This window comes from Methylobacterium sp. J-077, from assembly GCF_022829365.1.
In the GTDB taxonomy this organism is placed as follows: Bacteria; Pseudomonadota; Alphaproteobacteria; order Rhizobiales; family Beijerinckiaceae; genus Methylobacterium.
Genome location: NZ_JAKSYJ010000081.1, coordinates 1 through 10,917, shown reverse-complemented (window position 1 = coordinate 10,917; position 10,917 = coordinate 1). Strand labels below are relative to the sequence as shown.

Sequence of the window (10,917 nt, the reverse complement as noted above, 5' to 3'; positions counted from 1 at the left end):
CCCCCCCCTGCGGGGGAGGGTACCCTGCGCAGCAGGGGGGGAGAGGGGTAGCGCGACGGTGCCGGATGTGTCGCCCGGCACGCCCTATCCGGATCCCGCGCTCCCCTCTCCCGACCCCCTTCGGGGGCCACCCTCCCCCGCAGAGGGGGAAGGGTGACGCGCGCGTGTGCGGCGGCGCGGCGCAGGCCCAGGAGGATACCGGACCGCCTCATCATGCCGCCCTCTTGAAATCCGGATCGGTCCGCTGCTCCCGCGACACGCGCGGTTGGGCGCTCCGTGCAAAACAATCCGCCTCGGCCAGGGCCGCCAGGACGAGCAAAAAAAGCCCGAGCCCCGCGAGCGCGTAGGCGAACCCGGCCAGGTCGCGGCGCGGGCGCGGCTCGGCATAGGGGATCGGGTTGTGCTCCTGGGCGGCGATCTGCGCGATGGCGTCGGCGACCGCCGGCGCGCCCTCGGCCTCGAAGACCCGGTAGGGCACGCCGAGGCTCCTGAAGAACAGGTCGAGATGCCGCTCGGGTGCGGCCTGGGGGGTGTCCTCCCCGGCCGGCCAGTCGTGGATCGAGGGCGAGCCTTTGGTGCGCAGGAACAGCCAGTAGAGGTTCGGGTGCAGCTTGGTGAAGGCGGCGCGCAGGGCATCCTGCACCCGCGGGTCGATCACCGCGGCCCCGTCCGAGATGAACAGCAGCACGCGGGAGCCGCTGCGCTCGGGGGCGAATTGCGACAGCGCCATCGCGAGGCCGCGGGCGACGTTGGTGTAGTCGAGGCCGGGCCGGTCGATCGCTGCGATGGCGGCGCGCACGGCCGCGTGCCGGTCGGTCATCGGCATCACCAGCATCGGCGCGGTGGAGAAGGCCGTGACCGCGAACAGGTCGTGCGCCCGGGCGCCGACGAAATCCGCCAGCAGGCGGCGGGAGGCGGCGGCCTTCGATTCCTCCGCCCCCGAGGGCTGCCGGCCCGCGAAGGTCTCGTTCATGCTGCCGGACCGGTCGATCAGCATCGAGATCTGGGCGCCGATGCCGATGCGGATCACGGGCGCGCCGGCGCCGTAGGGGCCGGCGAGCGCCACCACCAGGCCACTGACGGCGAGCACGCCCGCGCCCCGCAGCAGCCGGGCGATCCAGCGGGAGGGCGCATCGGCCGGAGCCGCGGCGACCGCCGGGACCGCGACCCGCCGGCGCCCGGAGGCGACGAGCGGCAGCAGTGCGAGCGGCAGCAGCCACAGCCAGGCCGGCGAGGCGAACCCGAGCGATCCGACCGTCATCGCTCAGGCCTCCCGCTCGACGGCGGCGAGCCGGCGCAGGCCGGCCTCGACCTCGGGCCAGGGCAGGCTCGCCCGAGCGGCCTCGACCTCGCGGCCGAAGAAGGCCCGGCGCGAGGCCTCGAAGAACCGGGCCAGGGCCGGGCCCTCCCGGCGGAAGGCCGGATGCCGGTCGAGGAAGGCCGGGAGGTCGTCGGCCAGCACCCGGCGGCCGTCGGTCGCGTCGAGGCCGCGATGGATCAGGCGCAGGGCCTCGCGATAGCCGCCCTCGCCCTCGCGGCCCAAGCGACGCACCGCGCGGGCGGCCTTGGCGAAGGGGCGTCCGGGCCTCGCGAACCAGCCGCGATCGGTGCCCAGGGCGGCGAGCGCCAGCACGGCGGCCCCGAGCGCGACGAGGGCGGCCCGCAGGTCCGGCAGCGGGTCGAGCCGGGGGACGCGCCCGTCCGGCCGCAGATACTCGGCCGGGTCGTCGTGCTTCTCCGGCTGGACCTCCCGCAGGGGCGAGACGCCGAGCGACCAGCCGGGAATCTCGGCCCTGGCCGAAGTGGTGCCACCGGCTGCCGCGCTCTCCAGCGACACGGAAAAGCCCGGGATCGCGACCTGGCGGGCATCGAGCGCCGCGTAGAAGGTCTGGTAGGTGAGGTGCAGCCGGACCCGGCCGGGGCTCTCCTCGACGGCGATATCCCGCAGGTCCAGCCAGTAGGTCAGCGGCCCGGGCGCCGGCAGGGAGGCGCGCTGCAGGCTGAAGCCGGGATCGACCGCGATGTCGACCTGGGCCCGTACCAGGTCGCCCAGGAAGTACCCGAAGGCGCGGGGCACCCGCACCTCGACGGCGCGCACCTGCGCCGCGGCGGCGCCTGCCTGCAGCAGCAGCGCGCAGCAGGCCGAAATCACGGGTTTCCGAAGGGCGAAGCCCTTCGGCGGGGTATCGGGGCGGAGCCCTGATGCCTCGGGCCGCGCCCGACAGCAGGGCTCTGCCCTGCACCCGCAAAAGGTCTCGGACCTTTTGAAACCAGGACTTGCGCTGCGAACCCCTGTCATCTCAGGTCGCCAGCAGGTGGCGGGTGAGCGCCTGGGCGTCGAAGCGGTCGACCAGGTGAAACGGCGCCCGCGCCGAGGACGCGGCGGCGAGGCTGCGCAGGGCCTCGCGCCGGGCCTGCTCGCGGGCGATCCAGCGCCGCTTCAGGGCCGGGCGCAGGAAGACGAGGCGGCGGCCCGCGCCTTCGAGGTCGTCGAGCTCGACGAGGCCCCAATCCGGCAGGCCAGCATCCTCGGCGCTGTCGGCGAGGAGCACCGGGACCGTGTCGTGCAGCGCCAGCGCCGCGAAGACCTGCGCGATCAGGGGCTGCGGCCAGCGGAAATCCGAGACCAGGAAGACCAGCCGCGGCCGGCCGAACAGCAGGCGGGCGGCCTCCAGCAGCCCCTCGGCGCCGGTCGCCTCGCAGCGCGCCGCAGCGATCCGCTCGGCCATGGCGAGGGCCGGACCGCGCCGGCGGGTGGCCGGCAGGTAGAGATCCGCCCCGACCGTGCGGTCGCAGCCGATCACCCCGAACCCGTCGCCGATCCGGGTCGCCGAGCCGGCGAGCCCGGCGCAGAGGTCGGCGGCGAGACGCAGGCGGTCGCCGGCACCCCGGAAGCGCATCGAGGCCGAGAGGTCGATCAGCGCCCAGACCTCGACGGCGTTGCGCATCTCGAAGCGCCGGACATGCACGCCCTCGAACGGGTCGCGCAGGCTCGCCCGCAGGTCGATCCGGCGAGCATCGGGCAGGGTCAGGAACGGGACCTGATCGCGAAAGGTGCCGAGCCCGCCGGCCTCCTGGCCGCGATGCGCCCCGATCCGGCGCCCCCGCGGCCGCCAGCGCGGCAGGTAGACGATCTCGGCCGAGGGCGTCCCAGTCATGGGGCCGGCACCGTCTCGAACACCGCCCGGCACAGGTCCGGGACGATCGCGCCGCGGTGCATCTCGTGGACCGGCTCCAGGAAGATGCGGTGCGCCATCACCTCGGGGAAGACCGCGCGGACATCCTCCGGCACCAGCCAGTCCCGCCCCTCCAGCCACGCCCGCACACGGGCGGCCCGGACCAGGAAGGCGAGGCCGCGCGGCGAGGCGCCGCCCTGGACCAGCGTCGCCATATCGATCCCGGAGAGCCGGATCCCGGCCTCGGCCGGACGCACCAGGGCATCCCAGAGCCCGACCACATAGGTCTCGATCTCCGGCGACGCCTGGATCGCCACCTGGATCGAGGCCGCGATGGCGCCGAGCCGGGCCTGGTCGAGCACCCCCTCGGCCACCTCCGCGATCAGCCGGTCGGTGTCGTGGAAGCGCGGATCGAACACCAGCGCACGCCGGGCCTCCGGATCGCGTGGCGCGTCCATCCCGATCTCCATCAGGAAGCGGTCCCGGGCGGCGGCCGGCAGCTCGAAGGTCTCCTCGCGCTCGACCCGGTTGCGGTCGGCGAAGACCTGAAGGTTGGGAAACCGGTACTCCCGGGCGAAGGCCGTGACGCTGCGCTCGGCCATGATCCGCAGCAGCAGCGCATGGACCTGCGGCCGAGCCCGGTTGATCTCGTTGAAGAAGAACACCGCCAGATCCTCGGCCCAGCGCAGGACCGGCCCCGGCTCGACCCGGGGGCGGCCGTCCTCGGCGAGGTAGGTGTGGTAGATCAGGTCGGTCGGCATCATGTCGACCGTGCCCTCGACGCGCTCGTAGGCGCCCCCCAGGGCCCGGGCTACCGCACGCAGCAGCGTGGTCTTGCCGACGCCGACATCGCCCTCCAGCATGACATGGCCGCGGGCGAAGATCGCCGTGGTGACGCGGCGGATGACCCGCGCCTGGCCAACCACCGCCTTGGCGACCTCCGCCTCGAAGCGTGCGGCCGAGGCCCGCCAATCGGTGAGCTTGGCGTCGCCGGGATGGAGCGTGTTCATCGCGCTGGTTCCGGGACAAGGCGACCGGACTCAGGAAGAGACCGGACCGAGGCGCGCGACCGGCTCGGCAGCGCGCCGGCGACATCGAAGACGGAAGCCTGTCGACGTCTGTCTTCCCACCCTCGACCTCTCCTGAGGTGCTTCCGCGAAGCGGAAGCCTCGAAGGAGCCCTCCAGAAGCCGTTGCGATCTCTGGAGCTCTCCTTCGAGGCCCAGCGATCTTCGATCGCTGGGCACCTCAGGATGAGGGATAGATTTGGATCTCCGCGACTCAGTTCGCCGAGATCTTGCTGACGTCGTATTCGAACTTGCCGGTCTTCTTGGCGTTCTCGATGCGCTTGCGGTTGCGCTCCTCCATCTGCTTGATGGATTCCGCCTGCTTGCCGACCTCCTTGGGGTCGTGCTTCGGGTCGTACTTCGTGCCCGCGACCTTGTCGGGGAAGCCGGGCTTGGGCTCCCAGCAATTGCCCGGCGCCTTGCAGGTCTGCCCGTCATAGGCCAGGGCCGGCAGGGCGCAGAGCGCCCCCGCGGCCATCATCGCGGCGGTGATTAGGATTCTGTTGCGCATCGTCGACTCCTTGCGTTCGCTCCCAGGGCGGCCCGACGGGCCGGTCTTTGGCGCCGGCTCGGCCGGGCGCTGCTTCGCGCGGACGCTCACTCCAGCGGCTTGCACTGGCCGGGCGCGTCCTTGGCGAAGGTCTCGCCTTCCTTGAAAGGCGTGTAGTGTTTCTTCTGGTCGTCGTTCAGCCAAGCGGCATCCTTGACCGGGCCGGTATAGAGATGCCGGATCCAGGCGATGACCTGCAGCGCCTCGTCGGGGTTCAGGTCTTCGTTGTGCGGGCCCATCATGCCGTTGGCCCCGCCCCAGATCGTCGCGAACAGGCCGGTATCTTCGGTGTTGGCCGGATAGGTCCAGTAATTGTCGTTAAGGCCGGGCCCGACCTTGCCCTCGGCCAGGTGCCCGTGGCAGCCGGAGCAGGAGGTCAGGTACAGGCTCTCGCCGTTGCGCAGGCACGCCTTGTCGTCGATGTAGAGGTTCTTGCCGCTCTGGAAGAAGGTCTGGACCGCCTGGGTGTCGCGCCCGCCGGGCTTGCCCTCGCCGAGGTCCAGCGGCTCCCCGGTGATGGTGTTGCGGAAGGTCAGGCCGGTCTGCGGCCCGGATTGCGGCTGGGCCATCACGGAGGCCGCACAGAGCGCCGAGGCGGCGCCGGCGAGAAGCATCAACCGGATACGCGTCTTCTTCGTCATCTCACATTCGCTTCACGGGGACTGGATCGCGCGGCCCTCGCTCGCCGGCCGCGCGGCGCGGGTCAGTTGGTCGCCACGACCGGGACGCCGTCCTGCTTCAGGATCGCGTCGATCTGCGGCTTGGCCTTGGCGATGGCGGCGTCGAGGGCGTCGCGCAGCGCCGTGTCGTCCCGGCGCACGCCCATGGACTGGTCGAAGCTCTGCGGCATCGTGCGGCCGTCGCTGCTCACCGTGTCGTTCGGCACGAGGGTCATGCGCAGCGGCACGGTCGAGTCCTTGACGTAGCGGGCCACGTCGGGCGCGAACGCGACGCCCACCTCCGCCTTGTCGTTGGCGACCTCGCTGACGATCCGGGCCGGATCGATCTGCGTGTACTGGTTGCGCGGCGCCCGGAAGCCGACCAGCGCGTAGAGGTAGGCCATGTCCTCCTCGTAGCGGCCGATATCCTTGAGCATCGCCTCGCCTGGGGAGCCAAGGGGCACGACCATGTGGTCGACGGTCTTGAGGCGCGGGTCCGACCACGACGTCACGTCGAGGTCCTTGTCGGCGCGGGTGATGAAGACGTAGCCGCTGCGGTAATAGGGCTTGGTGGTCAGCACCCGCGGGTCGTCGCTGTCGAGGCCGACGACCACGTCGCAGGTCCGCTTCTCCAGCCCGTCGCGCACCAGGTAGATCGCCGGCTTGGCGAGCCAGACGAAGACGGGCTTCCGGCCCATCGCCTCGGCGACCGCGGCGGCGACCCGGTTCTCCAGCCCGGACCCGTCCCGCATGGACAGCGGCGGCTGCTTCTCGGAGGCGCAGATCCGCAAGGTCGACGGGTCGGGTTTGGGCGCGGCCGCGGCCTTGCTGGGCTCGGACTGGATGGCCTGGGCCTCCGATTCCTGGGCCCAAGCGTTTTCGGCCGGGATCGCGAGGGCGAGCAGGGCCGCGGCGCAGGTCGCCGCGCGAAGGAGTCCGCCGAGGAGCGGCATGGTTTCGTTCCCTCAATGATTCTTGTCGGGAGGCGGCCCGCGCGCCGGGCGGGCAGAGCCAGCGAACCGGGGCTCCGCCGCCCGGACGAGGCGGCGGAGCTGTCGCGCTATGAAGCGCGGGTCACGTGCCGATCACTTGGCCGATCACTTGGCCGATCACTTGGCCGCGGCTTGCGCGTACTCGCCGACATTCGGGTCGTCGTACGGGCCCTTGCCGTCCAGCGAGAACACGACCACGCCGCCGCCCATCTGGGTGTAATTGGCGAGCTTCTTGAAGGCGCCGACCGCGCCGAGGCCGGCGGTCGGATCCTGCAGGTCGAACACCAGGCCCACGCCCGGCCAGCCGCCGACGCCGTAGTAGATGGCGACGTACTGAGTGCCCTTGTGGGTGTAGGTGATCGGGTAGCCGATCGCCCCGGAGGGCAGCTTGAACTTCCAGAGGAGGTCGCCGTTGTCGGAGTCGCGCGCCTTGATGAAGCCGTCCAGCGTTCCGTACAGGACGATGTTGCCGGCTGTGGCGGTGGTGCCGCCCCAGACAGCGAAGCGCTCCATCTTCTCCCAGTTGAACTTGCCGGTGATGGCGTTGTAGCTCTTGATCTGGCCGAGCCCCTCGTAGTTCTGCCGGTCACCCTTCGGGCCCGGATACATGTTCAGCGTCGCGCCGACGAAGAACTGGCCCGCCCGGTAGGGCAGCATGAACGGCTCCCAATCCATGCAGATGTGGTTGATGCCCATGTAGAAGGCTTGGCGCTTCGGATCGTAGGAATCGTGCCCCTGGTTGTGGTAGCCCATCGCCGAGGGACAGATGTCCTTGGCGAGGTGATCCATCCGGGTGCCGTATTCCGGATCGCGGACCGGGGTGCCGGACTTCAGGTCCACCGACTTGAACACGTTGACCGTGTCGTCGATCTTGTTGGCCGAGACCAGCGAGCCGTCCGTGCGGTCGAGGGTGTAGACGATGCCGTTGCGGTCGGGATGGGTGAGGAGCTTCCTCAGCTTCCCGTCCTTGTCCTTCTGCTCGGACAGCATCATCACGTTGACGCCGGCATAATCCCACTCGTCGTGGGGTGTCTTCTGGTAGCCGAACTTGGCCTCACCAGTATCGACGTCGCGGCCGAAGATCGTCATCGTCCACTTGTTGTCGCCCGGACGCATCGTCTCGTTCCACGGCGCCGGGTTGCCGGTGCCGAAATAGATCAGGTTCGTGCCCGGATCGTAGGCGTACCAGCCCCAGTTGGTGCCGCCGCCGATCTTCCAGGCGTCGCCCTCCCAGGTGGAGGTGCCGAGGCCCTTCTGGCCGTAATGGGCGTTCTTGATGTTGAAGTCCTTGGCGAGCAGCAGGTCCTCGTCCGGGCCGGTGGCGTAGGCACGCCAGACCTGCGCGCCGGTCTTCACGTCGTAGGCGGTGAGGTAGCCGCGCACGCCGAGCTCGGCGCCCGAGGAGCCGATGATCACCTTGTCCTTCACCACGTAGGGGGCGATGGTCAGCGTCGAGCCGACCTTGATGTCGGAATTCTCGACCTTCCAGACCGTCTCGCCGGTCTGCGCGTTGAGCGCCACGACGTTGCCGTCGAGCAGGGTCTTGAGGATCAGCGCCGGGGTCTTGCCGTCGCCCGGCCAGTAGGCCAGCCCGCGGTTGACGAGATCGCAGCAGGCGACCGAACGGGCGGCCGGGTTCTGCTTGGGCTTGTCCTGCCACAGGATCCTGCCCGGATCGTCGAGGTCGAGCGCGAAGGTGTTGTTCGGGAATGAGGTGTGGACGTACATCTTCCCGTCGACGACCAGAGGTGCGCCTTCGTGACCGTTGAGCAGGCCGGTCGAGAAGGTCCAGGCCGGCTTCAGCTGCTTGACGTTGGTCTTGTTGATCTGCGTCAGGTCGCTGTAATTGTCGGAATCGTAGTTCTTACCGGGCATGACCCAGTTGTCGCCGCTTTTCGACTGCTCGATAAGCTTGTCGTTGGCGAAAGCCCCGCCCGCAAGGCCGAGCGGCGCAAGGGCCAGAATCGCCAGGGCCGAGACTGAACCCGCTAGCCTTCTCATGATGCATCTCCTCGCCAGGCCGCCTCGCCCTTCGGCTGCGCGGCTATTGATTGTTGCAGTGCAAGATCGATCGCGGCCGATCGCTTCGAGAGTCAGCTTTATTTGAGACTTAGAGACATTCGACCTTTATGATCTGCTTATTAAGCTCTTGGCACCTTTCAGTTTTATGCGCCAATGCCCGACGATGTCTTCAGGCAAGCTGACATTTGTTGGCGGGATGATTTGGCAATGCCGCCCGGGAGATCCGCAATACGCTCGGCCGCCTTGACCGCCCCCCGGGGCCCGCCCACAACTGTGTTCCCGGCCGGGTCCGTTCTCGGCCTCCAGTCTTCGGGGCCGATGAATGGGCTCGATACGGTCCGGAGCGATCTTCGCCGCCGAAATGCCGGCCACCCCCGATGAAGCTATCCGACCGGCGCCGGGCCGGTACCGGATCCGGCTGCTCGCGGCCCTGCTGGTGCTCGCCGGTGCGGCCCAGGCGGGGGATCGGTCGGGGGACCGAGCCGACACGACCGGCCGGTTCGCGGCGCTCTACCCGCATGACAGGCGCCGCGACCTGACCGGGGCCGATTTCGAGCGTTATCGGGGGGCCGGCATCCTGTGGTGCCGCAGCCCGGACGGGGTGCCGCAGAAGGCCGCGGCGGCCTGGCTGATCGCCGATCCCTCGACCGTGGTGCTGAACGCGCACAATTTCCGCGACCGCCGCCTCGCGGTCACGCGCCCGGTGGGTGATTGCTACTTCCAGATCGGCGGTCGCAACTACGATTTCGATCCCGGCAGCCTGGTGCTCGGCACCGCCCCCGGCGCCGACAGCCTGCACATCACCGACGACTGGGCGATCCTGCGCCTCGACCACCCGGCCGACGCCGTCCCGCAGCCCCTGCCGGAGCCGCCCGACCTGCCGATCGGGGACGTCGCCCTGCCGGTGACCATGGTGTCCCCGGCAGGCCACGGCAATTATCGCGGGCCCAGCAGCCTCGAGCGCTGCGCCATCCGGCGGATCGATCCGCCGAGCGAGGATGCGATCCGCCGGGCGCGCCACGATTGCAACGACGGCTACGGCGGCTCGGGCTCAGGCCTGTTCGACGAGGCCGGCCGGCTCATCGCCCTGCAAAGCGCGTCCCTGGCGATGAACTCGCGCAGCGGTTTTGATATCGACTTCCACTACGGGTCCGCCCTGCTCTTCGAAGGCGGCCTCCTGTCGGCCCTCCGCCGCCGGGCGGATGCGGGTGGGCGCGAGTGAGGCCGTCGCCGGGCCGAACCCTATCCCGGCTGCCCGGCGGCGCGATCGGGCGAGGGGCCCGCACCGGGGCGCTCCGCCCGCACGGACCTGCGCAGTTCCGCCAACGCGGTCGCGGCCCGCTGGGCCAGGGTCTCCAGCCGGCAAACCGTCCCGTCGTCGGGGATCACCGACGTGCACCAATAGGCGCCCAGGGCGGCGATCGGCTCTGGCGACCCGATCGGCACCATCACCAGGCTGCGCATCGACGTGGTGCGGTAGGCCGCGATCGGCACCCGAGGGTCGAGTTCGATATCCGGGACGATGGCGGTCTCGTCGTTGAGCATCACCCATCCGGAGATGCAGGCCGCGAGGGGAAACCGGCGCCCCCGCCAGAGCGGCTCGATCGCGTCCTCGGCGGCATAGAAACAGGACTCGCCCTCGCGCAGGACCACGGCGATCCCGTCCGAGCCGACGATATCTCGCGCGGTCTCACGCAGGATGGACACGATGTCCGCCAGGGAACGGGCGACCGCTAACCGGTCGGTGGCCCGCACCAACCCGTGATCGGGCGGGAAATGGGCTTCTGACATGGGCTGAAGATAAGGGAGACGGCCCGGATCGTCCACGCCGCATTCTACCAGGGCCCGTCCGACGGGCTGCAGCAAGCGCAATCTACAAGCGAGAGCGAAACCGGCGGCAGCGCTCTCGCGCCGAGCTGCGATTGTTACACGCAGGTTAACATCCCGAGGACGTCGGTATTGACGAACCATATTTCTATCCGGCGGCAGTTCTGGCCGAATAATGCGTATCGCTCAGTCGTCGCAGGCCCGCGATGTGTTCCAGCGCACCTTTTCCGCCACCGGCCGGGAGCCTTCGCGGGCGCTGTTGCACCATTGCACTATCGCGCCGGCCGCTCCTGACGTCCTGTCCCCCGGCACATCCCGATCAACGGGAGATTGAGGACCAGATGATCAAGAAGCTTCTTCTCGCGAGCGCCGCCACGGCCCTCCTGACCGGCGCGGCTGCCGCCGCCGCCCTGCCGCGCCGCGCCGCGCCGCCGCCGTTGTTCACCCCGGTGCCGGTGTTCACCTGGACCGGCGCCTACTTCGGGGGGCAGACGAAAGCGATCAGGAGAAAACAAGCGAGCGTGCTGGCATAACGCTCATAGTTTTTGGCCAGACCCCGACAGCGCGTCGCCCAGGCGAAGGAGCGCTCCACCACCCAGCGCCGCGGCAGCAGGACAAATCCACG

General features: G+C 69.9%; 12 protein-coding genes. 2 read left to right on the top strand and 10 right to left on the bottom strand.

Features of this window, described 5'->3' with window-relative positions:
- Positions 1-211 precede the first annotated feature (211 nt).
- The 8 genes from MKL11_RS05800 to MKL11_RS05765 form a co-directional block, all read right to left on the bottom strand.
- Positions 212-1,261 (bottom strand): vWA domain-containing protein, encoded by a 1,050-nt coding sequence (locus MKL11_RS05800; protein ID WP_243941158.1) that lies wholly within the window; start codon positions 1,259-1,261, stop codon positions 212-214.
- A gap of 3 nt (positions 1,262-1,264) precedes the next feature.
- Positions 1,265-2,152 carry a nonribosomal peptide synthetase MxaA gene (locus MKL11_RS05795; protein WP_243941155.1) on the bottom strand — a complete coding sequence of 296 codons (888 nt, stop codon included), beginning with the start codon at positions 2,150-2,152 and terminating at the stop codon, positions 1,265-1,267.
- 148 nt (positions 2,153-2,300) lie between these two features.
- Positions 2,301-3,158, bottom strand: a complete 858-nt coding sequence (locus tag MKL11_RS05790; protein ID WP_243941153.1) for a DUF58 domain-containing protein — start codon at positions 3,156-3,158, stop codon at positions 2,301-2,303.
- Positions 3,155-4,186 carry an AAA family ATPase gene (locus MKL11_RS05785; protein ID WP_243941151.1) on the bottom strand — a complete coding sequence of 344 codons (1,032 nt, stop codon included), beginning with the start codon at positions 4,184-4,186 and terminating at the stop codon, positions 3,155-3,157. Before MKL11_RS05785 ends, MKL11_RS05790 begins: the two co-directional genes overlap by 4 nt.
- 270 nt (positions 4,187-4,456) lie before the next feature.
- On the bottom strand, positions 4,457-4,753 hold the full coding sequence (locus MKL11_RS05780) for a methanol dehydrogenase [cytochrome c] subunit (RefSeq protein WP_243941149.1): 297 nt from the start codon (positions 4,751-4,753) through the stop codon (positions 4,457-4,459).
- A gap of 86 nt (positions 4,754-4,839) precedes the next feature.
- Complete coding sequence (moxG, locus tag MKL11_RS05775; protein WP_243941161.1) at positions 4,840-5,406, bottom strand: cytochrome c(L), periplasmic; 567 nt, start codon at positions 5,404-5,406, stop codon at positions 4,840-4,842.
- 89 nt (positions 5,407-5,495) lie between these two features.
- On the bottom strand, positions 5,496-6,404 hold the full coding sequence (moxJ, locus tag MKL11_RS05770; RefSeq protein ID WP_243941147.1) for a methanol oxidation system protein MoxJ: 909 nt from the start codon (positions 6,402-6,404) through the stop codon (positions 5,496-5,498).
- Between the two features lie 156 nt (positions 6,405-6,560).
- Entirely contained in the window at positions 6,561-8,444 is a 1,884-nt protein-coding gene (locus MKL11_RS05765) for a methanol/ethanol family PQQ-dependent dehydrogenase (protein WP_243941145.1), read from the bottom strand.
- Between the two features lie 382 nt (positions 8,445-8,826).
- Here MKL11_RS05765 and MKL11_RS05760 point away from each other — a divergent pair, with 382 nt between their 5' ends.
- The gene (locus MKL11_RS05760) at positions 8,827-9,687 is read left to right on the top strand and encodes a serine protease (RefSeq protein WP_409565817.1); all 861 of its coding nucleotides are present in this window, start codon (positions 8,827-8,829) and stop codon (positions 9,685-9,687) included.
- A gap of 20 nt (positions 9,688-9,707) precedes the next feature.
- Here the strand turns inward: MKL11_RS05760 and MKL11_RS05755 are convergent, their stop codons facing one another.
- Positions 9,708-10,256 carry a GAF domain-containing protein gene (locus tag MKL11_RS05755; RefSeq protein ID WP_243941142.1) on the bottom strand — a complete coding sequence of 183 codons (549 nt, stop codon included), beginning with the start codon at positions 10,254-10,256 and terminating at the stop codon, positions 9,708-9,710.
- 377 nt (positions 10,257-10,633) lie between these two features.
- Between MKL11_RS05755 and MKL11_RS05750 the strand changes: the two genes are divergently transcribed.
- On the top strand, positions 10,634-10,825 hold the full coding sequence (locus MKL11_RS05750) for a hypothetical protein (protein WP_279600302.1): 192 nt from the start codon (positions 10,634-10,636) through the stop codon (positions 10,823-10,825).
- Here MKL11_RS05750 and MKL11_RS05745 read toward each other — a convergent pair.
- Positions 10,768-10,917, bottom strand: a 150-nt coding sequence (locus tag MKL11_RS05745; RefSeq protein ID WP_243941159.1) for a transposase, incomplete at its 5' end; no start/stop codon positions are given. The two genes, MKL11_RS05750 and MKL11_RS05745, sit on opposite strands and share 58 nt — an antisense overlap.

Coding starts and splice junctions, on each gene's coding strand:
- MKL11_RS05790 (WP_243941153.1), bottom strand. CDS start 3,158: ATGACTGGGACGCCCTCGGCCGAGATCGTCTACCTGCCGCGCTGGCGG.
- moxJ (WP_243941147.1), bottom strand. CDS start 6,404: ATGCCGCTCCTCGGCGGACTCCTTCGCGCGGCGACCTGCGCCGCGGCC.
- MKL11_RS05760 (WP_409565817.1), top strand. CDS start 8,827: ATGCCGGCCACCCCCGATGAAGCTATCCGACCGGCGCCGGGCCGGTAC.
- MKL11_RS05780 (WP_243941149.1), bottom strand. CDS start 4,753: ATGCGCAACAGAATCCTAATCACCGCCGCGATGATGGCCGCGGGGGCG.
- moxG (WP_243941161.1), bottom strand. CDS start 5,406: ATGCTTCTCGCCGGCGCCGCCTCGGCGCTCTGTGCGGCCTCCGTGATG.
- MKL11_RS05755 (WP_243941142.1), bottom strand. CDS start 10,256: ATGTCAGAAGCCCATTTCCCGCCCGATCACGGGTTGGTGCGGGCCACC.
- MKL11_RS05800 (WP_243941158.1), bottom strand. CDS start 1,261: ATGACGGTCGGATCGCTCGGGTTCGCCTCGCCGGCCTGGCTGTGGCTG.
- MKL11_RS05765 (WP_243941145.1), bottom strand. CDS start 8,444: ATGAGAAGGCTAGCGGGTTCAGTCTCGGCCCTGGCGATTCTGGCCCTT.
- MKL11_RS05785 (WP_243941151.1), bottom strand. CDS start 4,186: ATGAACACGCTCCATCCCGGCGACGCCAAGCTCACCGATTGGCGGGCC.
- MKL11_RS05750 (WP_279600302.1), top strand. CDS start 10,634: ATGATCAAGAAGCTTCTTCTCGCGAGCGCCGCCACGGCCCTCCTGACC.